The 24,494-nt window shown below is 68.2% G+C and carries 23 protein-coding genes and 1 pseudogene; 12 read left to right on the forward strand and 12 right to left on the reverse strand.

Annotated elements, in window-relative coordinates; genetic code table 11:
- Nucleotides 1-23: 23 nt before the first annotated feature.
- On the forward strand, nucleotides 24-1,241 hold the full coding sequence (ubiH, locus tag MC375_RS17330; RefSeq protein WP_242104738.1) for a 2-octaprenyl-6-methoxyphenyl hydroxylase: 1,218 nt from the start codon (nucleotides 24-26) through the stop codon (nucleotides 1,239-1,241).
- Entirely contained in the window at nucleotides 1,238-2,434 is a 1,197-nt protein-coding gene (locus MC375_RS17335) for an FAD-dependent oxidoreductase (RefSeq protein ID WP_242104685.1), read from the forward strand. Before ubiH ends, MC375_RS17335 begins: the two co-directional genes overlap by 4 nt.
- A 75-nt stretch (nucleotides 2,435-2,509) precedes the next feature.
- Here MC375_RS17335 and MC375_RS17340 read toward each other — a convergent pair whose 3' ends face one another.
- From MC375_RS17340 to MC375_RS17360, 5 genes are all read right to left on the reverse strand, one after another.
- Nucleotides 2,510-3,124: a hypothetical protein gene (locus tag MC375_RS17340; RefSeq protein ID WP_242104686.1), complete on the reverse strand. Its 615-nt coding sequence runs from the start codon at nucleotides 3,122-3,124 to the stop codon at nucleotides 2,510-2,512.
- Between the two features lie 127 nt (nucleotides 3,125-3,251).
- Entirely contained in the window at nucleotides 3,252-3,497 is a 246-nt protein-coding gene (locus tag MC375_RS17345) for a hypothetical protein (RefSeq protein WP_242104687.1), read from the reverse strand.
- A gap of 309 nt (nucleotides 3,498-3,806) precedes the next feature.
- A complete protein-coding gene (locus MC375_RS17350; protein ID WP_242104688.1) occupies nucleotides 3,807-4,382 on the reverse strand; it encodes a nucleoside deaminase in 576 nt (191 codons plus the stop codon).
- A complete protein-coding gene (locus MC375_RS17830; protein ID WP_345779300.1) occupies nucleotides 4,382-4,825 on the reverse strand; it encodes a hypothetical protein in 444 nt (147 codons plus the stop codon). The genes MC375_RS17350 and MC375_RS17830 overlap by 1 nt, the downstream gene beginning before the upstream one ends.
- Nucleotides 4,826-4,827: 2 nt before the next feature.
- Nucleotides 4,828-6,597, reverse strand: a complete 1,770-nt coding sequence (locus MC375_RS17360) for a glutamine--tRNA ligase/YqeY domain fusion protein (protein WP_242104690.1) — start codon at nucleotides 6,595-6,597, stop codon at nucleotides 4,828-4,830.
- 260 nt (nucleotides 6,598-6,857) lie between these two features.
- On the opposite strand from MC375_RS17360, the gene MC375_RS17365 reads away from it, so the two are divergent.
- From MC375_RS17365 to msrA, 3 genes are all read left to right on the forward strand, one after another.
- Complete coding sequence (locus MC375_RS17365) at nucleotides 6,858-9,032, forward strand: GGDEF domain-containing protein (protein ID WP_242104739.1); 2,175 nt, start codon at nucleotides 6,858-6,860, stop codon at nucleotides 9,030-9,032.
- Nucleotides 9,033-9,052: 20 nt separating this feature from the next.
- Nucleotides 9,053-9,988 (forward strand): DMT family transporter, encoded by a 936-nt coding sequence (locus MC375_RS17370; protein WP_242104691.1) that lies wholly within the window; start codon nucleotides 9,053-9,055, stop codon nucleotides 9,986-9,988.
- Nucleotides 9,989-10,066: 78 nt separating this feature from the next.
- Nucleotides 10,067-10,747, forward strand: a complete 681-nt coding sequence (gene msrA, locus MC375_RS17375) for a peptide-methionine (S)-S-oxide reductase MsrA (RefSeq protein ID WP_242104692.1) — start codon at nucleotides 10,067-10,069, stop codon at nucleotides 10,745-10,747.
- Nucleotides 10,748-10,814: 67 nt separating this feature from the next.
- Here the strand turns inward: msrA and MC375_RS17380 are convergent, their stop codons facing one another.
- Nucleotides 10,815-11,489, reverse strand: coding sequence for a hypothetical protein (locus MC375_RS17380; protein ID WP_242104693.1), 675 nt, complete (start codon nucleotides 11,487-11,489; stop codon nucleotides 10,815-10,817).
- Between the two features lie 2 nt (nucleotides 11,490-11,491).
- On the reverse strand, nucleotides 11,492-11,623 hold the full coding sequence (locus tag MC375_RS17750) for a hypothetical protein (protein WP_277929562.1): 132 nt from the start codon (nucleotides 11,621-11,623) through the stop codon (nucleotides 11,492-11,494).
- A 219-nt stretch (nucleotides 11,624-11,842) separates the two neighbouring features.
- Between MC375_RS17750 and MC375_RS17385 the strand changes: the two genes are divergently transcribed.
- A complete protein-coding gene (locus tag MC375_RS17385; RefSeq protein ID WP_242104694.1) occupies nucleotides 11,843-12,364 on the forward strand; it encodes a nuclear transport factor 2 family protein in 522 nt (173 codons plus the stop codon).
- An 8-nt stretch (nucleotides 12,365-12,372) separates the two neighbouring features.
- Here MC375_RS17385 and MC375_RS17390 read toward each other — a convergent pair whose 3' ends face one another.
- The 3 genes from MC375_RS17390 to MC375_RS17400 all read right to left on the reverse strand — a co-directional run bounded on the left by MC375_RS17390 (nucleotide 12,373) and on the right by MC375_RS17400 (nucleotide 16,287).
- Nucleotides 12,373-13,449 carry an alpha/beta fold hydrolase gene (locus MC375_RS17390; RefSeq protein WP_242104695.1) on the reverse strand — a complete coding sequence of 359 codons (1,077 nt, stop codon included), beginning with the start codon at nucleotides 13,447-13,449 and terminating at the stop codon, nucleotides 12,373-12,375.
- 79 nt (nucleotides 13,450-13,528) lie between these two features.
- A complete protein-coding gene (locus tag MC375_RS17395; RefSeq protein WP_242104696.1) occupies nucleotides 13,529-15,220 on the reverse strand; it encodes a D-aminoacylase in 1,692 nt (563 codons plus the stop codon).
- Nucleotides 15,221-15,318: 98 nt separating this feature from the next.
- A complete protein-coding gene (locus MC375_RS17400) occupies nucleotides 15,319-16,287 on the reverse strand; it encodes a LysR substrate-binding domain-containing protein (protein WP_242104697.1) in 969 nt (322 codons plus the stop codon).
- Nucleotides 16,288-16,416: 129 nt separating this feature from the next.
- Between MC375_RS17400 and MC375_RS17405 the strand changes: the two genes are divergently transcribed.
- The 6 genes and pseudogenes from MC375_RS17405 to MC375_RS17430 form a co-directional block, all read left to right on the forward strand.
- The gene (locus MC375_RS17405) at nucleotides 16,417-16,956 is read left to right on the forward strand and encodes a peroxiredoxin (protein WP_242104698.1); all 540 of its coding nucleotides are present in this window, start codon (nucleotides 16,417-16,419) and stop codon (nucleotides 16,954-16,956) included.
- A 298-nt stretch (nucleotides 16,957-17,254) separates the two neighbouring features.
- Nucleotides 17,255-17,782: a carboxymuconolactone decarboxylase family protein gene (locus MC375_RS17410; protein WP_242104699.1), complete on the forward strand. Its 528-nt coding sequence runs from the start codon at nucleotides 17,255-17,257 to the stop codon at nucleotides 17,780-17,782.
- A gap of 134 nt (nucleotides 17,783-17,916) precedes the next feature.
- Nucleotides 17,917-20,622, forward strand: a complete 2,706-nt coding sequence (locus tag MC375_RS17415) for a M1 family metallopeptidase (protein ID WP_242104700.1) — start codon at nucleotides 17,917-17,919, stop codon at nucleotides 20,620-20,622.
- Nucleotides 20,623-20,750: 128 nt separating this feature from the next.
- Nucleotides 20,751-21,590: a peptide chain release factor N(5)-glutamine methyltransferase gene (gene prmC / locus MC375_RS17420; protein ID WP_242104701.1), complete on the forward strand. Its 840-nt coding sequence runs from the start codon at nucleotides 20,751-20,753 to the stop codon at nucleotides 21,588-21,590.
- A gap of 120 nt (nucleotides 21,591-21,710) precedes the next feature.
- On the forward strand, nucleotides 21,711-22,652 hold the full coding sequence (gene pip / locus MC375_RS17425; protein ID WP_242104740.1) for a prolyl aminopeptidase: 942 nt from the start codon (nucleotides 21,711-21,713) through the stop codon (nucleotides 22,650-22,652).
- A 53-nt stretch (nucleotides 22,653-22,705) separates the two neighbouring features.
- Nucleotides 22,706-22,915, forward strand: a pseudogene (locus MC375_RS17430) (alkylphosphonate utilization protein); the annotation flags it as partial.
- 31 nt (nucleotides 22,916-22,946) lie between these two features.
- Here the strand turns inward: MC375_RS17430 and MC375_RS17435 are convergent.
- On the reverse strand, nucleotides 22,947-23,504 hold the full coding sequence (locus tag MC375_RS17435; RefSeq protein WP_242104702.1) for an NUDIX hydrolase: 558 nt from the start codon (nucleotides 23,502-23,504) through the stop codon (nucleotides 22,947-22,949).
- Nucleotides 23,505-23,556: 52 nt separating this feature from the next.
- The gene (locus MC375_RS17440; protein ID WP_242104703.1) at nucleotides 23,557-24,477 is read right to left on the reverse strand and encodes a 5'-3' exonuclease H3TH domain-containing protein; all 921 of its coding nucleotides are present in this window, start codon (nucleotides 24,475-24,477) and stop codon (nucleotides 23,557-23,559) included.
- Nucleotides 24,478-24,494: the final 17 nt, after the last annotated feature.

Genomic DNA, 24,494 nt, shown 5'->3' on the forward strand with positions numbered 1-24,494 from the left:
CAATGACCCCAGCCAGCCCCGAGATCGCTGCCTCGCACGAAGTCGTCATCGTCGGCGGCGGGCTGGTCGGCGCCAGCCTGGCGATCGCGCTCGACCGGATCGGCGTGGACACCGCATTGGTGGAGGCGACGCCGGCAGGCGCACTACCGCCGGTCTTCGACCAGCGCAACCTGAGCTTCGCCGAGGCCAGCGTCAACGCGCTCACCGCCCTGGGCGTCATGCAGAAGCTGCGTGCGCCGACCGGACCGATCCGTCGGATCCATGTCAGCCGCATGCGTGAGCTGGGACGGGTGATACTCGACGCCGCAGCTTACGGTCGCGAAACCTTCGGACAGGTCGTCGTCGCGCGCGATTTCGGCGAGGCGCTCGAAGCCCGGCTGCTCGAATGCTGGCGCCTGTCGCGTTACCGCCCGGCGCGCTTCGCGGGTTTCGTCGCTGCGAGCGGTTCCAGGGGGCGGGTGATGCGGATCGAGGATGACGCAGGATCGCGCCTGATAGCGGCGCGCCTGGTCGTCGCCGCAGACGGTACCCGCAGCGGGGTGCGTGCCGACCTGGGCATCGCAGCTCGGGAATCGAGCTACGACCAGATCCTGTTCGTCGCCCGGGTGCGCACCGGGCGCCCGCCCGACGGCATTGCGTATGAGCGCTTCGGCAACGACGGCCCGACCGCCCTGCTGCCGCGCGGCGACCGTCACTTCGGCGTCGTCCATGCAGTGGCGGCACATGAGGCCGACGCCGTGGCCATGCTGGACGAGTCCGGTTTCCTGCAGCGACTGCAGATGGTCTTCGGCTGGCGCGCAGGCCGGTTTCTCGCCTGCGGTCCGCGCAACGCCTATCCGGCGATCCGGCTCGTGGCCGAACGCACCATCGCGCCCGGCGCGGTGCTGGTGGGCAATGCCGCGCAGACGCTGCATCCGATCGGAGCGCAGGGCTTCAACCTCGGGCTGCGCGATGCGTTAACGCTTGCCGAGCTGGTGGATGGCGAGGGCATCGATGCGATCGATGACGGCCTGCTGCAGCGCTACGCGCAGCGTCGCAGCGAGGATCGCGCGCGCACCTTGGCGTTCTCCGACGGATTGGCGCGGCTGACCGCGAACGACGCACCGTTCGCATCCGCCGTGCGCGCGCTGGGCCTGTTCGCGGCGGACCGGATGCCGGCATTGCAGGCGTCTCTGGTGGGCGGTGCGATGGGCTTTCGCGGCGACGTGCCGGCGCTTTGCCGATCGGGCGATGTCCGATGAGCCGGCGATCGCGGCTCGATTGCGCGGTGGTCGGTGGCGGCGTGGTCGGCAGCGCCTGCGCGCTGGCGCTCGCGCGGGCAGGTTTGCAGGTCACCCTGGTCGAAGCGGCCCAACCGCAGGCCTGGTCGTCGCAGCATCGCGACCTGCGGGTGTACGCCTTTGCACCCGACAATGCCGCGCTGCTGGACGCGCTCGACGTGTGGGAGTCGGTGCGCAATGCGCGCGCGCAGCCGTACCGGCGCATGCGGGTCTGGGATGCAGCGGGCGGCGGTGAACTGAGCTTCGATGCCGACGCCCTGGGCCGTCGCGAACTGGGCTGGATCGTCGAGCATGGACTGCTGGCGGATCGTCTTTGGCACGCGCTGGCGCGCGCAGGTGTGGATCTGCGTTGCCCGGCGCGGGTCGAGGACTGCCAGCAGGACGATGATGGCGTGCGCCTGACGCTTGATGATGGCGGCCACATCGACGCCCGGCTCGCGGTCGCGGCCGATGGGGGCGACTCCAGTCTGCGCCGGCTGCTCGGCATCGAAGTGGCTGCGCGCGACTACGAACAACAGGGCGTGGTGTGCTACGTCGCGAGCGAGCGGCCGCACGAGGCAACGGCGTGGCAGCGCTTCCTGCCGGGTGGGCCGCTGGCCCTGCTGCCATTCGCCGACGGCGACTGTTCGATCGTCTGGAGCCTGCCGGAGGCCGAGGCCACGCGTGTGCTGTCCATGGACGACGCGGCATTTTCGCGGGAGCTCGATGTCGCGTCCGACCTGCGACTGGGGCGCCTGCAGCCGACTTCGCGCCGCGCGGCGTTTCCGCTGCGGCGTCAGCTGGCAAAGGACTACGTGCGCGGGCGGGTGCTGCTGCTGGGCGATGCGGCCCACGTGGTGCATCCGCTGGCCGGGCAGGGCGTCAATCTGGGGCTTCGCGACGTAAACGCATTGGCAGCGTCGATCCACGCCGCGCAGGCGCGTCGTGCGGACTTCGCCGCGCCGCAGCGCCTGGCACGCTGGGCGCGGCAGCGACGCAGCGAGAATGCGATGGCGACCTATGCCTTCGAAGGCATCCACCGCCTTTACACCCATCCCGGCATGGCGGCGACCCTGCTCCGTGGCCATCTGCTGGGCGCGGCCAATCGGCTGCCGCCTGTGGCGGCCATGCTATGGCGGCGGGCATCCGGAACACGCTCGGGGGAAGTGGGCTGACGGATGCGGAGCCAGTTGCAAATGAACAAAAAAGCCCCGCTCGCGGGGCTTTTTCCCAACAGCAACGTTTGAGCGTCAGGGCGTGGCTGGGGCCGGGATGGTCACGGTTTTGCCGCTGGGCACGGAGCGAATGGTGACCGTACCCTGGGCCTGGACGCCTGCCTGCACCGGAGCGGGCGCTGACGCGTTTGCAGCACCCACGGCCGCTGCAGCAGCTTGTTCGGCCGTGGCCGCGGCGGTTCCGGCTGCCGCAGCGGCATCGGTCGCGGCACCGGTCGCAGCCTGCGATGCAGCGACCGCATCGGACGCAGCAGCAGTGCCGGCATCGACCGCCGCCTGAGCGGCGTTCGCGGTCTCGGCGGCGCTGGCGGCAGCATTGGCACTGGCCTGCGCATCCACCGCAGCCTGGCCGGCGACGTCGGCGTTCGCCGCGGCCTGTGCCTCACCTTCCACGGTGGTCGCGCCCGCCAGCTGGGTGACGGCAGCGGCGGCGGCCTGCTGCGCAGCCTGGGCGTCAGTGCTTGCCTGCTGTGCGTTTTCCGCCGCAGCTTCGGCATTCTCATCGACAGTCTGCGTGGCCTGTTCCTGCGGGGTGACCTGAGCGGTGTCCTGCGCGAAGGCAGCGCCGGCCAGGCTCATGGCGGCCAGCACGGCCAGGGCAAGTGGACGGATCGATAGATGCTGGGTCATTGCGGATGCCTCATCGGGGGAGCGGCGCACGCTAGCCCCATGCGGATCAACCCCGCGTAAACCGCCGCAACGCGGGCTGAACGTGTCCCGGTGATCGCGTCAGGACGTCACGGGAAGGCAGATGGCCTCAGTCGTCGAGCCAGCGCAGCATCTCCTGGTAGTCGAGCGTGCGGTTTCCGTCGCTATCGAGGGCGACATACGCACGTAACAGGTACTTGTCGCCGCTCGCCTCGCGACGGCTGATGGCACCGTCATGATCGATGTCCATTGCATCGAACATCGCGCGATGGTCGCGGGCGGGTGGTGCAGGAAGGTGCGAGGTTACGGTGGTGGTATTGCCCTGCGCGTCGGGCAGGGTGGCGGTGCCGGTCACGGGTGACGCGGCGTTCGGGAGGGGTTGAGGCGTTGCAACTGGGATGGACTGGGGTGCTGTAGCCGGGGCAGGCGGGGGTGTTGGGGTCTGCTGTGCAGCAACATTGCCTATCGACCCGATAGCCAGCGCGACCGCAGCAAGGCATATGGTCTTCATCGCTGTCGTCCGGTGTGGGGACGCGCGTACCGTAATCCGGCGGTGGTCAATCCACCGTCAACCTGGCGGATCTGAACGCGGGCTTGCGGCGGGTCCGGAAGTGTGGGCCTGACGCTGCGGCAAGGACACGTATCGCGCGTGTCCGCCGGTTGCTCAATACCTCTGGCCGCCGCTTGCCCCGTACTGGCGCAGCACGGTACAGGCGGCCGCACGTGCGAGGTCGCGCACCACCTCGATGCCGCGCCGGTTGAGTTCGCCGACCCAGTCGGCCGGAAGCGGGCCTTCGTCGAATTCGGTCAGCGCCATCACGTCCTCGCTGCGCGCGCCGATCAGGAGCCGGTCGATGCCGGCCCAGATCGTCGCACCGTAGCATTGGCAGCAGGGCTGCGACGAGGTCGCCAGCGTGAAGTGCCCCAGCCGGTTGCCGGCTTCGTCCATGTTGAGACGGGCACGCTGCAATCGCTGCTGGGCAAGCATGTAGGCCATGTTCTCGGCGTGCGCGAGCGTGCATGTCAGCGGAAGCACGCGGTTGACGCCGACCGACACGATGCGGTCGTCGCCGTCGAACACCGCCGCGCCGAAAGGACCGCCGCTGCCGGCATCGATATTGTGGGCAGACAGTTCAATCGCTAGCGCGACCTTGTCCTCGTCGCTGGCATAGCGTCGCGTCGTGTCGACCGCGTCGTGGATCCAGACGGGCAGGGTGAGGTGGATCTGCGCCTTGAGCATCACTGGGCGACGGGCTGCACACTGCCGTCGGCGGATTCGCACTTGCCCGCGTTGCAGCTGCACGCGGAGATCTCCCGGAACCCGCAGACCGATGCCATGCCGGTCTTCGCGCATTGCGCGCGTACGCCTTCCGGGTCGGTCGGGCTGTTCTTGTTGACGCAGGCCGGGTAGTAGCCGCAGCAGTTGCCGACATCCTTCACCGTGCAGTCGGCATCGGTCCTGCAGCTGGCGTCGATCACGACTGTTCCGCCCTTCACCCGCTGCGGCGGGAGCGGATCGCTCATGCGCGGCGGCTTCGCCGGTTTGACTGCCGGAGTCTGCGGCGCGGTTGCCTGGGCCTGCGGCGCCGCGTCACTGTTTCCCGCCTGTTGGTTCGGCGCGGCGCAGGCGCCCAGCACCAGCGCGAGTACGGTCGCAATAGCATGGCAACGCAACCCGGGCATGTTCATCCTCCCTTCTGGGTCCAGGTATCGCGCAGGGTGACGCTGCGGTTGAACACGGGCGCATCACTGCGGTGGTCGTGGCGGTCGGCGACGAAATAGCCGATCCGCTCGAACTGGAACGACTGCTCCGGCGCAGCTTGCGCCGCGGCGGGCTCGACGTAGCCGGTGACGGTCCGGCGCGATTCCGGATTGAGGTAGTCGGTGTAGGTCTTGCCATCTTCCTCGTTGTCGGGGTCGGCCACGGTGAAGAGCCGGTCGTAGAGGCGGATCTCGGCCGCCACCGCGTGCCGGGCGCTGACCCAGTGGATCGTGCCCTTGATCTTGCGGTTGGCGCCTTCCATGCCCGGGCGCGAGTCCGGATCGAGTTCGCCGACCACCTCGATCACAGTGTCGCCGGCCTTCACCACATCGGTGCAGCGGAAGATGCCGGCGCCACGCAGGCGCACCTCGCCGCCCACGGTCAGGCGCTTGAAGCCTTTGGGCGGCACTTCCTCGAAGTCCTCGCGTTCGATCCACAGCTGGCGGGAGAACGGCACCTGGCGGACCCCGAACGCATCGTCCTTCGGATGGTTGGGGAAATGCAGGGATTCCTCGTGCGCCTCGGGCAGATTGGTGATGGTCAGCTTCAGCGGGTCGATCACGGCCATGCGCCGCGGCGCCGCGGCGTCCAGGTCGTCGCGCAGCGCGCCTTCCAGGATCGAGATATCGAGCAATGAGTTCTGCTTGCTGATGCCGACCCGGTCGACCATCAACCGCAGCGCCGAGGGCGTGTAGCCGCGGCGGCGGATGCCCTGCAGGGTCGGCATGCGCGGATCGTCCCAGCCATCGACCAGGCCGCCCTCGACCAATGCGAGCAGCTTGCGCTTGCTCATCACCAGGTAATTGAAGTTCAGGCGCGAGAACTCGATCTGACGCGGTTTGGCGGCTTCGAACGGCAGGCCCCGGTCGGTCAGCGGCTTCACCAGTTCCGGGGAATGTGCCAGATCGACCTTGTCCACGCACCAGTCGTACAGCGGGCGGTGGTCCTCGAACTCCAGCGTGCACAGCGAATGGGTGATGCCCTCCACTGCATCACTGAGCGAGTGGGCGAAGTCGTACATCGGATAGATCGGCCAGGCATCGCCGGTGTTCTGGTGGGTCACGTGCTTGATCCGGTACAGCGCCGGATCGCGCAGGTTGATGTTGCCCGCGGCCATGTCGATCTTCGCGCGCAGGGTGCGCGCGCCATCCGGGAATTCGCCTGCGCGCATGCGCCGGAACAGATCCAGGTTCTCGTCGACGCCGCGGTCCCGGAACGGCGAATTGCGCCCCGGTTCGGTCAGGGTGCCGCGATATTCGCGCACCTGCTCGGCGCTCAGGTCGCAGACGAAGGCGTCGCCCTGGCGGATCAGCTTCTCGGCGGCCAGGTACAGCACCTCGAAGTAGTCCGACGCGTGGCGCAGCGCGTGCCAGTCGAAGCCGAGCCAGTGCACGTCCTCCTGGATCGCGCGCACGTACTCCGGGTCTTCCCGGGACGGATTGGTGTCGTCCAGGCGCAGGTTGCAGTCGCCGCCGAACTCGGCGGCGATGCCGAAGTCCAGGCAGATCGCCTTGGCGTGGCCGATGTGCAGATAACCGTTGGGCTCGGGCGGGAAGCGGGTACGGACGGCCTGCTGCCTGCCGCTGGCCAGGTCGTCGCGCACGATCTGGCGGATGAAATCCTGGCGCACGGATTCGGGTTTTCCGGCGTCGGGGATCACGGGCGTGGGTATGGCGGATTCAGGCAGCGACATGGGGAGTGAATAGGGAAAACCATCAGTCTATCCGAGCGCCTCTTCCCCGCTTGACCGCGCTTCGGCGCGGGGGGCGATCGATATTGTGATGGTAATCACACCATGCTTGTATAACTGGCACGGTTTGTGTGTCGGTTGTCTCCCAAGCATGGGCGCGCCGTCCTGAGGGGGAAGGACATGCCGGACCCGGGAAAAACCCACACAGGCAGCAGTTTGCGCCCGCTGTGGAACGCTGCCCGCGTTGCCGGGGCCTGGGCGTGATGGTGCGCGAAACCGAGTCCTGGCAATGGCTGGCAGAGGGCGTGCCCGCGCTGGCGATGGCGCTGCTGCTGGGGTTGTTCGCGCTGGTCATCGTCCTGCTGGCGCGCCCCGGCGACTGGGGTACGCAGGCCGTCCGGCTGATGCCGGCGTCCGACGCACGGGAATCGACTGGCGCGACCCTGCCGGTTTCCGGTCGCAGCGACGCGCATGCCGTAGCGCGTCTGCAGTTAGAGAACGTTCCACGACAACCTGGGGAACCCAGGCGCATGGTGTGGCTCGCACGCGAGCCGGTGGCTGCGGTCTGGCTGCAGGGTCCGGGCTGGCGCAGCCCGCCCCGGAGATTCTTCGCGCCCGATGCGGACGAGGGCCTCGTCCCGGGCGCCTATCTGTTTCCGCTTCCGGATTCGGCCGGCGGTGAGATCGAACTGCACGCCAGCGGCGATGTCGCGGTGGCACTGAAGCCCCACCTGATCGGGGAAGACGACGCGATCCGCCTGACCCAGCGGACGGTCGCGCTGAGCATGCTGGTCTACGCCGGGACTTTCAGCCTGGCGCTGGTGGCAGTAGCGCTGTCATGGACCGTGCGCGAGCGCTACTTCCTGAGCCTGGCCACCGCCGCGATCCTGTCCGGGTTGGTGTTCGGGGCCTGCAACGGTCACCTGTACACCGTGCCTGGCCTGCGGTTGCTGGGCGGGCTGGGCGAACGCGGGCTGTGGGGCCTGTCATTGGCCTGCACCGCAGCGGTACTGGCGCTGGTGTCGCAGGTCGCCGATCGGCAACGCTCGAACCAGCAGCGCTTGATACAGGGCATGGTCCTCGTGCTTGCGATTTCCGCCATGGTGCTGATGGCCGGGGTTGCGCAGCTCGCCCCATGGGGCCCGTACATCGTGCAAGCCGGGCTGACGCTGGCCGGTGCCGCTGCGTTGTTCGCGCTCTCCGGTGCGGTGTGGCAACGAATCCCGATGGCGCTGCCTGCGCTGGCCCTGTCGTTGCTCACGCTGACGGCACTGGCGGCACGCCTGATGTTGCAGGAGAGCGTCGGCGCAGTGGTGGCGTGGACGCGCTACGGCTACCAGCTCGCATTGCTCGCCTTGCTGGTGGTATTGGGGCTGGGCTTGATCGCGCGCATCGGCTCGTATCGCGAGCAGCGCGACCGGGAACGCAATGCGCGGGTCGCGTCGGAACGCCGCATGCAGCGCGAGGCTGGCCGGACCGCGCTCACGCGCGTGCTGCAGGCGCGGCTGCGCGAACTGGCGCCCGCGGACGTGGAATGGACCGCGTTCCGCCTGATGCTCGAGCACCTGCTTCCGCACGTCACGGCGGTGAGCGCCGCGGTGATCGCGCACGGTTACCACGGTCGCGACGTCCTGGTGACCGAGCCGATCGACGACCGTCGCCTGGTCGAAGGCCTGGAAGGCACGCGCCTGCTGATGCTCAAGCGCCAGTCCCTGTCCGGGCGGCCGCTGCAGCACGCGCTGGCCGGCGACGCCCGGCGCACGATCGAAGCGGTCGTGCCGGTTGCGGTGGGCGCCCAAGGCTGGGGCGCGTTGTTGCTGCAGCGCGTCGGAGGCGCGGAATTCGACGACGACGAGCTCGCCACCGCGGCCGAATTCGTGCGTCTGACGGTGCTGCATGCGAACGAGGCGGTGGCGACCCAGGCGCTCAAGCGCACCGCCGAGCTGGACGGGCTGACCGGAACGCTGAACCGGCGCAGCATCGACCAGTGGCTCGCACGCGAGTCGGGCCGCCGGCACGGCGAGCGCACGTTGTCGCTGCTGTTCATCGATATCGACCATTTCAAGCGCATCAACGACCTGCACGGCCACGCCTGCGGCGACCATTGTCTGCGCACGATCGCCGCGGCGCTGCGCACGGGTCTGCGCGCGCAGGACGTGCTCGGCCGCTACGGTGGCGAGGAGTTCATCGCCCTGCTGCCCGACTGCGACGTCGCGACGGCGCGCGGGATCGCAGAAGCCCTGCGGATCAGCGTGGAGGACTGCGTGGTGGAATGGCAGGGCAGCCGGCTGCGCCTGTCGGTCAGCGTCGGCGTGGCCACCCGCGCGCCGGGCGAACAGCCCGCCGCCCTGGTCGACCGCGCGGACCGGGCGCTGTACGTGGCCAAGCGAGAGGGGCGCAATCGCATTTCGGTCGGTCCGGCGGTTTTCCCCGGCTGAGCAATCCGTAAGCTGGGGGGATGTCCGCACCCACTCCCGGCGCCGGTTCGAGCGCCGACACCCGCGCCCTGCTTGCGATGCTCGCCGGTGCCGCGCTCATCGGCACCAACGCCTTGATGGTGCGGGCATCGCAGGTGCCGCCGACGATCTCGGCGTTCTGGCGGATGCTGTTCGCCGGCCTGTTCCTGTGCCTGCTGGTCGGCCTGCGCGGCCAGTGGCGAGCGTTGCCGCGTCGCGTCTGGGTCTGGTGCCTGCTGCCGGCGGTGGCGTTCGCCGCCGACCTGTGGCTTTGGCATCGCAGCATCCTGCTGGTCGGCCCCGGCCTGGCGACCCTGCTGGGCAATGCGCAGGTGTTCTTCATGGCGCTGGCTGGCGCCCTGCTGTTCGGGGAACGGGTCGGCCCGCGATTCCTGCTCGGGCTGGCGTTGACAATCGTCGGCCTGTGGCTGCTGCTGGGGCAGGGCTGGTCCAGCCTGCCCCAGGAATACCGTTGGGGCGTCTGGCTGGGGCTGGCCACGGGCCTGTGCTACGCGGTGTACAACGTCAGCCTGCGCACGACCCAGCGGCGCGCGGCGGACGCGGACTCGCAGATCGAGGTCGCGCAGATCCTGGCGCTGGCGTCGCTGGGCAGCGCGGGTGTGCTTGCCGTCGCGGGCGTGGCCGAGGGCGCTTCGTTCGTCATTCCGGGGGTGCGATCGCTGCTGGCCCTGCTGGCCCTGGCGGTGTTCGGGCACGGACTGGCGTGGATCCTGATCTCGAAGGCCATGGGGCGGCTGCCGATCGCGCTGGTCGGCCTGTTGCTGCTGCTGCAGCCGGTCATCGCCTTCCTGCTCGACGTGGTCCTGCTGGACCGCGCGACCATGCCGCGGGAATGGGTCGGTCTGGCAGTCAGTCTGGCGGGCATCTTCGTCTCCGGCCTGAAGGGACGCGAACGGCTGCCCGCACAGCCGGCGTGAGCGCGCGTTGTACCGCTCTGCGCGGTTGATCCGCCAGCCGCAGGCCGCATAACAGGGGAAACCTTCCGGGAGTACTCCATGTTCGGCATTGGCGCCTACAAGCAACGCATGGTCGACCCGGCCCGCGCACTGCCGGGTCGCACCACGGAAATGCCGCTGCGCAACGTGCACCACGTGCACGGTCGGCCGCTGCGCGGCGACTCCGGAGATGGGTCGAAGGCAAGCTTCCCCGGCTTGCAGAAGGTGCAGTTCGGCATGGGCTGCTTCTGGGGCGCCGAGCGCAAGTTCTGGTCACTGCCCGGCGTGATCACCACCGCGGTCGGTTATGCGGGGGGCTATACGCCGAATGCGACCTATCGCGAAGTCTGCAGCGGCGAGACCGGGCATGCGGAAGTGGTGCTGGTGGTGTACGACGAGGCGCAAACCTCGTTCGACACCCTGCTCAAGACGTTCTGGGAGAACCACGATCCGACCCAGGGCATGCGCCAGGGCAACGACACCGGCACCCAATACCGTTCGGCGATCTATTGCGACACGCAGGTGCAATACGATGCGGCCATCGCCAGCCGCGATGCGTACCAGCGCAAGTTGCGCGACGCGGGGCTGGGCGAGATCACCACCGAGATCGTGTTTCCCGCGCCGCCGTTCTACTATGCGGAAGACGAGCACCAGCAGTACCTGTCGAAGAACCCCGCCGGCTACTGCGGGCTTGGCGGGACCGGGGTGAGTTGTCCGGTGGGCGTCTCGCTCGAATCCTGATCACCGGTCGCGTTCCGGTCAGCAGCCGGACGCGCCCGCGGCGGACAACAATCGGCCGGGTGTACATCTACTCCGCAACGATGCGGCAGGCGTAGATCAGTTCGCACGCGCCCGCGCCCATGTCGTCGCGGGTCAGCGAGCTGCGCCATTTCCAGCCGTCGTCCGCGATCACTTCGACCAGCCAGCCGTCGATGCGTACCCGCTGCCCGTTGCGTACCCGGCGCAACGCACCGGCTGCGGCCGGATCGGCCGGGATGATGTGCATGTTGGCGCTCGACTTCGCGATCTCGCGCGACGGGATCGGCGGGCTGTCGCGCCAGCGGTAGTGGTACCAGCGCCCGCGCTGCTCGATGTCGAGCCTGGCCAGGACCTCCTCGTCGCGCATCCGGCCCCAGCCCAGGGCCAGGTCGGTCGGCGAGAAATCGGCTTCGCGTCCATAGGCATAGTCGCGACGCGACAGCACCCGCGCGTCGATGCTGAAACCGGCTAGCGGATTGAGCCTGGCCGATTCGATGGTCACCGCTGGAAACGCGGCGGGCAGCGGCGACTGCAGTGGCTCGCCGCCATCGCCTGCGCGCGGTGGCGGCGGACATAGCGGGTTCGCACCCGGGGCACCGACACCCACCGCCGCGGAAACGGCGCGCACCTCCGGCGCGGGCGGGACGCGGGGGGACAGCGGCGAATACCACCATCCGGCTGCTCCGGCCAGCACGCCAAGGATCACCCAGCCGCGCAGGCCCATGCTCAGGCCGCGTCGTCGAAGTCGGCGGGCGGCGCACCGTCGCACGCGCGATCGTGCGTCGCTTCGGTGCGTGTGCGATCGGCTTCGATGTCCACGCGCTCCGCCCCGTGGCGTGGCCCGCTGGTCAGTGCCACGGATGCAGCCGCAGCGCGACAGGGGGGCAACACAATTTATGGCCGGAAGTCTGCATTTATCTTGCCTGGTTGTCCTCGCGGTCCGGACTGTTCCGGGGTCGCGACGCCAGCGACTGTGCCAGCGAATCGCAGAACCGGCAAAGCCGGGGCGATTGGTCTTTGCTGCGCCGGGTCCACGCCTGGGCTATGGTCGTCCGGCCATAGACGGAAACCAAACGCATGAACTCCCGCTGCCTGCTGCTGTTCCTGCTGTGCGCCACCGCGCCCGCGCTCTCGGCGCAGCCCCCGAGAGCCGGCAAATGGGCCGAAGAATCCGCGGCAATCGAACGCGTGATCCGCGAGATGCAGGGCGCCTGGAACCGCGGCGATTTCCGCGGCTACATGCAGGGATTCCAGAATCCCGGCGTGGTGTTCGTGTCGAAGGGGCGCTTTCAGCGCGACTGGCAGGGCACGCTCGACCACTACATATCGGACTACGGCGCATCCGCCGACACTCGTGGCACGCTGTGCTTCTATGACATCCGCATCCAGCCGCTGGCGGCCGATGCCGCGCAGCTGATCAGCCGCTACCGCCTGCTGCGCCCTGAACAGCCGCAGTACGGCATCAACACCCGGCTGATGCGCAAGATCGACGGGCGCTGGGTGATCGCGCTCAATCACGTCTCGGCAGTGGACACCCCCGACCCAACCGATACTGCGCTGCATGCGGCTTGCGACGGCAAGGCGGCAAAGCACGAGTGACGGGGCGCCTATTCGCTGCGCCTGAGCAGATCGACCAGTTCCTGCTTCCAGAACTTCGCCCAGGTGTGCGTGCCGTGGCCGCGTGTCTCCGGTGACTGCGGGATCAGGACATACCGGGTCGTGCGCAGCTGCGGCAGCGCGCGTTCGGCCAGCCCCAGTTCCGGCGGGTTGATGAAATCGTCGGCGGAATTGATCCAGGTCATCGGTGCAACGATCTTCGCCAGCCCGGAGGAGGGATCGTAGTTGCGCGAGGCGTCGAGCTGGTAGAGGAAGTCGTTGGCGTCGCGGCGCGCGAGATCCTGAGCAATGCGCTCTTCGAAGTAGCGATCGACCGAGTCCCGATCGGGATACTGCGCCTGCATGTACCAGGGCGCCGCGCCCGCCAGCAGGGTGAGGCTCGACGCGGTGCGCATGCCCTGTAGCGGGGGCTGGGCGTAGTCGCCCTGCTGCCACGCCGGATCGGCCCGGAGCGCATCCATCGCCGCCTTGCGCCACAGCCGGTTGCGACCGGCGATCTGCGCCGGCTGGCATGCCATCGGCATGAACGCGCGCGCGGCCTGCGGATGCTTCTGCGCCCACACGAAGATGTGCATGCAGCCCATCGAGGTGCCGAACATCAGCCGCAATCGCTCCACACCGAGGCCATCGGCCAGCAACCGGCGCTGCGCCTCGACCATGTCGTCGTAGTCGTACTTCGGAAAGCGCATGCGCAGGCCGTCGCTCGGCTTCGACGAGCCGCCGTGGCCGATGTTGTCGGGCAGGATGATGTAGTAGCGCGATGTATCCAGCGGTTGGCCGGGGCCGAACAGCTCGTCGGCGAACTGCGGCTGCAGGAACTGCGCACCGGAGCCTCCGGTGCCGTGCAGGATCATCACCGCGTTGTCGACCCGCCCCCGGGCGTCCTTGCGCGGCACGCCCAGCGTGCGGTAGTGCATCCGTAGCTCGGGAAGTCTTTCGCCGGAGCCAAAGCGGAAGTCGCGCACGATGAAGTCGCCTTCCTTGACCTCGGAGGCCTGGGTGACTGCGTGCGCGGCGGGCGCGACGAGCAGGGCGCAACCCAGCAGCAGATGGATCAGAGGACGCAAGGCAGTTCTCCCTCGATGGCGTAGTGGGACGATTCCGGGCGAGCGCCCGTGGGCGAAGTCAGGCGGCGGCGCGAACCCCTCAACGTGTTGCTTTCCAGCCCGGTCCCCGCACCACCCGCCCGGGCGTCGCGCCGGTGTGTGCGCCATCGCGTACCACGCGCACACCGTTGATCCAGACCTGGCGTACCCCCGTCGCGTACTGCATGGGCTTGGCGAAGCTGGCATGGTCCTGGATGGTGGCCGGATCGAATACGACGATGTCCGCATGGCAGCCCGGATCCAGGCAGCCGCGGCTGGCGAGTTTCCAGTTGCGCGCGGGCAGCGCGGTGACGCGGCGTACCGCTTCCTGCACGCTCAACAACTGTTCCTCGCGCACGTATCGAGCGAACAGGCGGGCGAAATTGCCGTAGGCACGTGGGTGGGTGCTGCCTTTCAGGAACACGCCTTCCGGGGCTTCCGATGCGCCATCCGAGCCCAGGCTGACCCAGGGCTGGCGCAGGCCCAGGCGCACGTTGTCCTCGCTCATCGAGAAGAACACCACGCCAACACGCGATTCGTCCCCGGCGATGAGATCGACGATGGTCGTGGCCAGATCGGTGCCGCGCTGCTCGGCCACCTCGGCCAGCGTGCGGCCGGTCAGCGGCTTGAGCGATTCGGAGCGGAACTGCACCAGCAGCGTGCGCCGCAGCGCATCGAGTTCGGCAGGGTTGCGCCTGGCGATTTCGGCCTTGACGTCCGTGATCGCCCTGCCGCGCTGCACCGGGTCCTTCAGCCGCGCGATACGCTCACCCGCGCCGCCCTCGCGGACCCATTTGGGCAGCTGCGTATCCAGGCCGGTGGAACTGGCGGGGTACAGGTACATGTCCGCGGTCACCGGTTGCCCGGCTTCGCGCGCGGCTTCGATGCGGGCGATCGCCTGCGCCATCTTCGGCCAGTTGCGCACGCCGCTGGCCTTGAGGTGGTAGGCCTCGGCGTGCACGCCGGCGGCGCGGCCGATGGCGATCAGCTCATCGATCGATTCGAGTAGCTTCTCGCCTTCGTCGCGGATGTGGGAGATGTAGCCGCCGCCGGATTCGCCGGCTGCCTTCGCAAGCGCGACGAGTTCCGAGGTCTCGGCGTTGGTCGCCGGTTCGTAGATCAACGACGAGCCCACGCCCAGCGCGCCTTCGCGCATCGCCTGCCGCACCAGCGCCTGCATGCGCGCCACCTCTTCCGCCGTGGCCGCACGCGGCGCGTTGCCGATCACGTTCTGGCGCACAGTGGTGGCACCCACGAACGAGGCAACGTTGGGCGTCACCCCCTTGCGTTCCAGGTGCTCGAGATAGCCCCCGAACGAGTCCCAGGTGATGTCGTAACGGATGTCATCCTGCAGCTGAAGCATCTCGGTCTTCATCGCCGGGGTCAGCGGTCCGCCCGAAGTGCCTTCGCCGAAGATTTCCAGGGTGACCCCTTGCAGCGTGTCGCTCATGCCGCGGCCGTCCTCGATCAGCGCGTCGCCGGCCCACGACAGGACGTTGATGAAGCCCGGTGCGACGGCGAGGCCGTGTGCGTCGACGATCTCATTCGCGTCCGCGGGCGCGCCGGGTGCCAACAGTTCGACGACGCGGTCGCCGCGTATCGCCACGTCGACCCGCTTCGGCGCCTCGCCGCTGCCGTCGTAAACCACGCCGTTGCGGATCAGCAGGTCGTAGGGCTTTGCGGTGGGGGCCGGAGATGGCGCCGAAGCGCAGGCGGCCAGCAGAACGCTGGCGAGCAGGATAGGAGTGCGCATCGCGTGCCCCGTTGAAGCCAGGGGCTGATGCTAGCGCCAAGCGGCGAACCGGGGCTGGGGCGCGCTGGGCGGGTTTGCCGGTACGGTCGCGCCCGGCGTCAAGCGCGCCGTGCGGGTGCCGGCGTTTTCCGGGTGCGGCCCGGCCCGGCGGGATGCTGTTCCCGACTGGGTAGGAACAAATCTGCCGGCAGCTCCTGGAACACCTGTGCCAGCTTCAGCAGGAAGTCGCCCATCGCCGAACTGCGACGCCAGACCATCGCGATCCTGCGGCTGGGGCGCGAATCGCTGAAGCGCAGAAGGTGGATATTGTCCGAGCGTGCAACCGGAGGCTTGATCGCGAGCGTCGGCAGCAGGGTGACGCCGACGTTGGCGGCCACCATCTGGCGCAGGGTTTCCAGGCTGGTGGCCTGGAACCCGCTCTTCTCGCCGGCTCCGGCCAACTGGCACACGTCCAGCGCCTGGTCGCGCAGACAGTGGCCGTCTTCGAGCAGCAGCAGCTTCTGCTGCGAGAGGTCCTTCAGCGCAAGCGAAGACGCTTTCGCCAGCGGATGGCCCTCCGGCACGGCCAGCAGGAACGGTTCCTCGAACAGGAATTCGGCGTGCAGCTGGTCGTCGTGCAGAGGCAGCGCCAGCAGTGCCGCATCGAGCCGGCCCTCGCGCAGGCGGGATAGCAGCACATCGCTTTTTTCCTCGACCAGCAACAGCTCCAGCTGGGGGAACCGCGCGCGGATGCCGGGCACGACATGCGGCAGCAGGTACGGGCCGAGGGTGGGGAACATGCCGAGCCTTACGGTGCCGGCTTCCGGATCCTGGCTGCGGCGCGCGGCCTCCTTCATCTGCTCCACGTCGGCCACGATCTTGCGTGCGCGATCGGCGATGTCGCGGCCGGCGGGCGTGAGCATGACCTTGCGCGGCGCGCGTTCGACCACGGCCACGCCCAGTTCCTCTTCCAGTTTCCGGATCTGGGTCGAGAGCGTGGGCTGGCTGACGAAGCAGGCCGCAGCCGCCTTGCCGAAATGCCTGTGGTCGGCCAGGGCCACCAGGTAACGCAGGTCGCGCAGGTTCATTTCAATAGTTTATTCCTATCGGGCACATAAGAACAATTGAATTGTCATATTTATGTTGCGCTGCAATAATCGCAGTGTGGGCGGTGACCGCGCCCAGAACCTTTCCCCCATCCACCTCAAGGAGCTGCAATGCTGACCGTCGGCGACAAGCTGCCGGCCTTCAAGTTGAAGGCCACCGTCTCGAACGACCTGAACAACGCGTTCGTGGACATCGACAACGACACCTACAAGGGCAAGTGGCTGGTGCTGTTCTTCTACCCGAAGGACTTCACCTTCGTCTGCCCGACCGAGCTGACCGGGTTCGCCCGACTCGACCAGGCGTTCAAGGACCGCGACGCCCAGCTGCTGACCGGCTCCACCGACAGCGAGTTCGTGCACCACGCCTGGCGCACCCACCACAAGGACCTGAGCACCCTGCCGTTCCCGATGCTGGCCGACATCAAGCGCGAACTGGTGACCGCGCTGGGCGTGCTGGACAAGGAAGAGGGCGTGGCCCAGCGCGCGACCTTCATCGTCGATCCGCACGGCGTGATCCAGTTCGTGTACGTGACCTCCGGCTCGGTTGGTCGCAACCCGGACGAAGTGCTCCGGGTGCTCGACGCGCTGCAGACCGACGAACTGTGCCCCTGCAACTGGAAGGCCGGCGAGGAAGTGCTCAAGGCCGCCTGACGCCATCACCCCTTCCGCGCACGCGGAAAGGGCAGAGCTTGGGCAACCTGCGGACAGCAACACAGCGTCGCGACTCCCTCCCTCGCACGGCGCACGGTCCGCGGGTATCGCCCCGAAGGCGGCTTCGGCCGCCTTCGTTTTGTCCGCGACAGCGCGGCCCCCGATTCTGCCGCGCATAGCCTTCGAGCGTTGCGTTTCCGCGCGGGCCCAGCCATGGGCTCGTCCCTGGCGCCCAACGTTCCCGCCGTGGGCCAGCGGAATCGCTGGACGGCGCTTCGCCATCTCAACTGGAGACTCCATGTCCCTCACCGAACTGCGCAACACCCTTCCCGACTACGCCAAGGACCTCAGGCTCAACCTCGACTCGGTCCTGGGCGAAACCGGCTCGCCCGGCATCGATGGCAAGCAGATCCGCGTGATAGCGCTGGCCTCGGCGATCGCCTCGCGCCACGCCCCGCTGGTCGCCGCCATCGAGGCCTTCGCCACCGAGCAGCTATCGCCCGAGGAGATCAACGGGGCGAAGGCCGCCGCCGCGATCATGGCGATGAACAATGTCTATTACCGCGCCACGCACCTGATCGAAAACGACGAGTACGCGACGCTGCGCGCCGGCCTGCGCATGAACGTGATGGCCAGTCCGGGCATCGACAAGATCACCTTCGAGCTGGCTTCGCTGGCGGTCTCCGCGATCAACGGCTGCGGCATGTGCATGGCCTCGCACGAGAAGACCATCCGCAAGCACGAGGTGAGCGCGCAGGGTGTGCAGAGCGCCCTGAAGATCGCCGCGGTGATCCATGCGGTCGCGGTGACTGCAGAACTGGCGTAAGGCGGACCCGCGACCAGGCGGCAGAGTCCAGCCGGCATGGCCCCGGTGTGACACGACGGGCAGGACCTTCGGCCGATTCCGCGGGTCCGGGTGGATCGGTATGCTCCGGCGCTTTGCCCTGGAGTTCCGACGCGATGACCGCGATTCACCGCCTGCCCGCCAAGCACATGCTGGCCGCTTCCCTGCTCGTTGCTGCCGGCCTGGTGCACGCCCAGGAGGTGCCGAAAGGACCGTTGCCGCGCACTGTCGTGCCCGATCTGGTGCAGTTGGAACTCAGGCTCGATCCGAAGCAGGCGGAGTTCAGCGGCCGCACCCGCATCCAGGCCAGGGTCGCGCAGGCCACCGATGTGGTCTGGATGCACGGGCGCGGGCTGAAAATCGGCAAAGCCGAGGCGACGTTGGCCGACGGCCGCAAGATCGCGCTGCGCGCAAGCGATGCGGATGTGTCCGGCGTGCTCAGACTGCAGGCCGCCGAACAGATCCCTGCCGGCGAAGCCACCATCGACATCGAGTACGACGCGCGCTTCGGCGAGCTGCAGGGCGCCTATCGGGTGAAGCCCGATGGCAACGATTACATCGTCACCCAGATGGAACCGCTGGGCGCGCGCAACACCTTTCCGGGCTTCGACGAACCCAGCTTCAAGCAGCCCTGGGAGATCAGCCTGATCGTGCCCGAGGACGACGTCGCGGTCGCCAACAGCGCCGAGGCGAAGACCGAGCGCCTGGGCAATGGCTGGAAGAAGGTGACGTTCAACCGCACCGAAGCGCTGCCGAGCTATCTGATCGCCTTCGCCGTCGGTCCGTGGGATGTCCCAGCCGGCCCCGACATTCCCGCCAGCGGCGTGCGTAGCGCGCCGGTGAAGCTGCGTGGCATCGCGGCCAAGGGGCAGGGCGGACGCATGCGCTACTCGCTTGCCAATACCGGGGTGATCGTCACCGCGCTGGAGGACTACTTCGGAACCCCGTATCCGTTCGACAAGCTCGACAACCTTGCCGCGCCGGATTTCTGGGCGGGCGCGATGGAGAACGCCGGCCTGATCGTCTACCGCGACAGCCTGATGTTCCCCGATGAAAACTCGCCGGTCGGCCAGCGCCAGGCGTTCTGGGGCGTGAGCGCGCACGAACTGGCGCACCAGTGGTTCGGCGATCTGGTCACGATGAAGTGGTGGGACGACCTGTGGCTCAACGAGGGCTTCGCCACCTGGATGGGCAACAAGATCCACGGCCAGCTGCAGCCGCAGGCGCATACCGACCGCAGGCTGCTGGAAGGCGCGATCGAGGCGATGGGCGCCGACAGCCTGGCCAGTTCGCGCCGCGTGCATGAGCCGATCAGCGACTTCACCCAGATCCAGTCGGCCTTCGACGGCATCACCTACCAGAAGGGCGGCGCCACGCTGAGCATGTTCGAGCAGTACATCGGCGCCGACAGGTTCCGCGACGGTATCCGCACCTATCTGAAGACGCATGCGCGCGGCAATGCCACCAGCGCCGACCTGATCGCGGCGGTCGCGGCGCAGGGCACGGATCCGGCGGCGATCGAATCGGCGTTCAAGAGCTACATCGATCAGGCCGGCGTTCCCTTCCTGAAGATCGATCTCGAATGCGGCGCCGGCAAGCCCGCGCTGATCGTGCACCAGCAGCGCTATCTGCCGCTGGGGTCCGCTGCGAACGCCAGCCAGACCTGGGGCGTGCCGCTCGCGGTGCGCTATCGCGACGGCGATACCGTACGCGAGGAAAAGGCCATCCTGAGCGGTGCGCAGTCGCGCTTCGAGCTTGAGCAGGCGCAGTCCTGCCCGGCCTGGGTCATGCCCAATGCACATGGCAACGGCTACTACCGCTTCTCGCTGACGCCGGCGCTGCAGGACAAGCTGTCCGGCGCCTTCGCCGAGCTCGACGAGCGCGAACAGCGCATGTACGCCGATTCGGTCACCGCCGCCTACGGCGCGGGCCAGCTCACTCCGTCGCAACTGCTGCAGGCGCTGCCGCAATTCACGACTGCCAAGGTACGCCAGACCGTCATCGCGGGCATGGACAGCATCGGCTGGATGGAGGAATACCTGCTCCACGACGAGGCGCAGCGCGCCGCATTCCGGGCGCAGGCCGCAGCGCTGTACCGGCCGCGACTGGACGCGCTTGGTCTGGTCCCACGCGAGGGCGAAGAAGAAGACCGGCGCCTGCTGCGCAACAGTCTGATCAACGCGTTCGCCTTCGACTTCAAGGATCAGAAGACCCGCGAGTACCTGAAATCGCAGGGCGACAAGGTCCTCGGCCTAGGTCGCGACGGCGTGCAGGGCGATGGCCGTCTGCACAAGGACGCAGTGCCGCAGGAGCTGCGCGGCGCCGCGATCGCAGTGGCAGTGGCGGAAGGTGGCGCGCAGGCGTTCGATCTGGCGGAGCGGCATTTCCGCGCGGAGCAGGATCCCACCCTGCGCGGACAGCTGCTCGGCGCCATGGGGCGGGTGCAGGATCCCGCGCTCGCCGAACGCGCGCGTGGCTTCGTGTTCGAGGACGGCCTGCTGCGCCGCAACGAGATCTTCGGCGCGGTCGGCGGCCAGGTCGAGCATGAAGCGCTGCGCCCGGCGGTTCGCGAGTGGATCGATGAGCACTTCACCACGCTGGAGGCGAAGCTGTCGCCCGCCGGCGCCGCGCTGATCCACCTGTATTCGGCAGGCATGTGCAGCAGCGCGGATGCCGCCGAACTGGAATCGAAGTTCGCCGCGCGCATGGCGAAGATCGAGGGCGGGCCGCTGGAACTCAAGCAGCAGGTCGAGGGCATCAGGCTGTGCGAAGCGCAGTTGCGGGCACGCCACGGACAGCCACTGGAGTTCGCGCGGCGCTGAGCGTTCGACCCCGTGGGAGGGGCTTCGGCCGCGAATGCCTTTGACCTTGCTCGTATCGGCTCCAAACGCATTCGCGAGCAAGCTCGTTCCCACGGGAGGGTTTCATGGCATCCGCTAGGATGGCCGCCATGAAGCCTCCGACATCGGCGACGCCAGAATCGCTGCTCGCGTCCGCGTCGCTGCGGATCGATCGCGTCGACGCCGAATGGCTGTTGCTGCATGCCCTGCAGCAGCCGCACGGCTGGCTGTTCGCACATCGCAACGATCCGCTCGATCCAGTGGTGGCCAGCGCATTCGACACCCTGGTCCGGCGGCGCATGGTCGGTGAGCCAGTGGCCTATCTCACCGGAACGCGCGGGTTCTGGTCGCTGGCGCTGGAAGTCGATCCGGCGGTGCTGATCCCGCGTCCGGAAACCGAATTGCTGGTGGAACTGGCACTGGACCGCCTGTCGGCACGCGAGCCGCTCCGCGTCGCCGATCTGGGCACCGGAAGCGGCGCAATCGCGCTGGCCATCGCCCACGAACGACCGCTTGCACGGGTGGTTGGCGTGGACGCCAGCGTCGCCGCGCTGGAACTGGCCGGACGCAATGCCCGCCGCCTGGATCTGCCGAATGTCGCGTTCCGCGCCGGCGACTGGTGCGAGCCGCTGCACGGCGAGCATTACGACCTGGTGGCGAGCAATCCGCCTTACATCGCTACCGGCGATCCGCACCTGTCGCGCGGCGACCTGCGTTTCGAGCCAGCCATGGCGCTGGCATCGGGCATCGACGGCCTGGACGCGATCCGCCGCATCGTGCGCGATGCGCCCGCGCACCTGGCGCCGCACGGCTGGTTGCTGCTCGAACACGGCTGGGAGCAGGGCGCGGCAGTGCGCGCGCTGATGCAAGAAGCGGGATTATGCGACATCGCCACGCACCAGGATCTGGAGCACCGCGATCGCGTCACCCTGGGACGCAGTCGCAGCTAGGCGCGCCGCTTCGGCAGCTGGAACATTCAATGGGCAATGGGAGCGCCGATGCGGCGCTCCCCGCAAGGGCCTCGCACCCGAATCGCTAGACTGGGGCTTTCCGCACCGGACTGGACCATGCTGCGCGAGCTGTATCCCGAGATCGAACCCTACGCCACCGGCACATTGCAGGTCGACGCCCGCCACACCCTGTACTACGAGCAATGCGGCAATCCCGATGGCAAGCCGGTGGTGCTGCTGCACGGCGGGCCGGGCGCGGGCAGCAATGCGAAGATGCGCCGTTTCCACGACCCGGCGAAGTACCGGATCGTGCTGTTCGACCAGCGCGGCGCCGGCCGCTCCAGGCCGCATGCCGACCTGGTCGACAACACCACCTGGGACCTGGTCGCCGACATCGAGCAGCTGCGCGCATTGCTGGGCATCGAACGCTGGCAGGTATTCGGCGGTTCCTGGGGCTCGACCCTGGCGCTGGCCTATGCCCAGACCCACCCACAGCGCGTCGCCGAACTGGTCCTGCGCGGCATCTTCATGCTGCGGCGCTGGGAACTGGAGTGGTTCTACCAGCAGGGCGCCTCGCGCCTGTTCCCCGATGCCTGGGAGCATTACCTGGCGCCGATTCCCCAGGCCGAGCGGGGCGACCTGATCGCGGCCTACCACCGGCGCCTGACCAGCGACGACGAAGCCATCCGACTCGAAGCGGCGCGGGCGTGGAGCATCTGGGAAGGCGGTACCAGCTATCTGCACATCGACCCGAATTACGCGACCAGCCACGGCGATCCGAAGTTCGCGCTGGCTTTCGCGCGCATCGAGAACCATTACTTCGTCAACCGCGGCTTTTTCGAAGTCGAGGACCAGCTGCTGCGCGACGCGCACAGGATCGCCGACATCCCGGGAGTGATCGTGCACGGGCGCTACGATGTGGTCTGCCCGATCCAGAGCGCCTGGGAGCTGCACAAGGCTTGGCCGAAGGCAGAACTCATCGTCAGCCCGGCCTCGGGACACTCCGCCTTCGAAGCGGAAAACGTGGATGCCCTGGTGCGCACGACCGACCGGTTCGCCTGAGTCGCCATTTTTCCCTTTCCCGGACAACACAGATGAGCGAAGACGACGCGATCGTGGTCAAGGACAGCAACGGCACCCGCCTGAGCGACGGCGATTCGGTGACCGTGATCAAGGACCTCAAGGTCAAGGGCACATCGGTCACGCTCAAGCGCGGCACCCTGGCCCGGAACATCCGGCTGACCGACGATGCGGCCCTGATCGAATGCAACGTCGACAAGGTCAAGGGCCTGGTGCTGCGCACCGAGTTCGTCAAGAAGGCCTGAGCTCCTACGGTCGCTCCTGCGCTAGGCCGGCCTACACCACGATCGGCTCGTCGGCGCGGCTGCCGTCGGGGTTGTGCTCGATCATCCACAGTCCGGCCCAGAGCTTGAGGTCCAGCTCGAAGCCCTCGGCGTGCTTGCGCATCAGCCAGGCCGGCGCCTGGTGGCGCGGTACGGCATGCACGGTGATGTCCTCGCTGCCGACACCGCCGCCTGCCCCCACCTGTTTCAGGTTGCGGGCGCGGACGAAGGCGATGCGTTCGTTGCTCATGCCCGACGAGGTCGGGCCGATGAGCAGGACATCGACCGTGCCCGGTTCCCAGCCGGTTTCCTCGATCAGCTCGCGGCGCGCGGCGTCTTCTAGGGTGTCATGGTCGTGGTCGTCGCCCACCAGGCCGGCCGGCATCTCGATGGTGCGCGCGCCCAGCGGCACGCGGAACTGCTCGACGAACAGGACCGCGTCGTCCGGGGTCACCGCGATCACGATCACCGCCATTCCCTGGCCGTGGGTGCGCTCGCACGATTCCCAGCGGCCGCGGCGGACCAGGCGCAGCCAGTCGCCTTCGTACAGGATGGTGCGATCGTCGTTCATGCCCCGATGCTAACCGGCGCCGGTGGCAGAAGCATGCGTGGACGCCGATGCATCAGGTCGAATCCACCGGAATGGTCCATTCGATCCCGGCCGCCGCATGCAGCCGGCGCCGCGTCATCGGTCCGAAGCCGACACCTTCGGCCAGAGTCGTCAGCATGCCCGCGTCGGCCGTCTGCCGCGCAAACGGTGCGGCGCCCTCGGGCAACGGTGCATCCAGCGCCACCGTGGTCAGCTGTCGCCAGAGCAATGCATGTTCGCGCTGCTCGCGCAGGCGCCCGGCCATCTGCGCCGCACCGCGCAGGCGCAGGAAGGCCACCTCATCGACCCGTGCGATCAGGGTATCCAGATCGCCGAAGTGCGCCAGCAGCACCGCGGCGGATTTGGCGCCGATGCCGCTGATCCCGGGGATGTTGTCGATCGCGTCGCCGGCCAGCGCCAGGTAATCGGCGATCTGGTGGGCGTGCACGCCGTGCCGGGCCTTGACGCCATCGGATCCCCAGCGCTGGCCGCGGCCGAAATCGTACTGTTCGTCGTGTTCGCCCAGCAGCTGCGACAGGTCCTTGTCGGCCGACACCACCACGCCGCGGAAGCCCTGCGGACGGACCGCGTGCAGCGCGCTGCCGATCAGGTCGTCGGCTTCGTACTCGCTGTGCCCCAGCGTATGCAGCCCCAGGGCCTGGCACAGCGCCTTGACGTAGGCGAACTGGCGCTTGAGCTCTTCCGGCGCCGGTGGCCGGTTGGCCTTGTACTGCGGGTACAGGGTGTTGCGGAAGCAGGAGTCGAGCGCTTCGTCGAAGGCAACGACGATGTGCTGGGGGCGTTCGCGTTCCAGCAGTTCCAGCAGGAAGCGGGCGAAGCCGTGCACCGCGTTGACCGGCCAGCCGTCGGCGTCGTGCCACTGGTCGGGCATCGAATGCCAGGCGCGGAACACGTATAGCGAGGCATCGACCAGGTGCAGGGTGGGGCGACTCATCCCGGCATTGTAGGAGG

This window comes from Lysobacter sp. M2-1 (genome assembly GCF_022662495.1).
In the GTDB taxonomy this organism is placed as follows: domain Bacteria; phylum Pseudomonadota; class Gammaproteobacteria; order Xanthomonadales; family Xanthomonadaceae; genus JAKPBU01.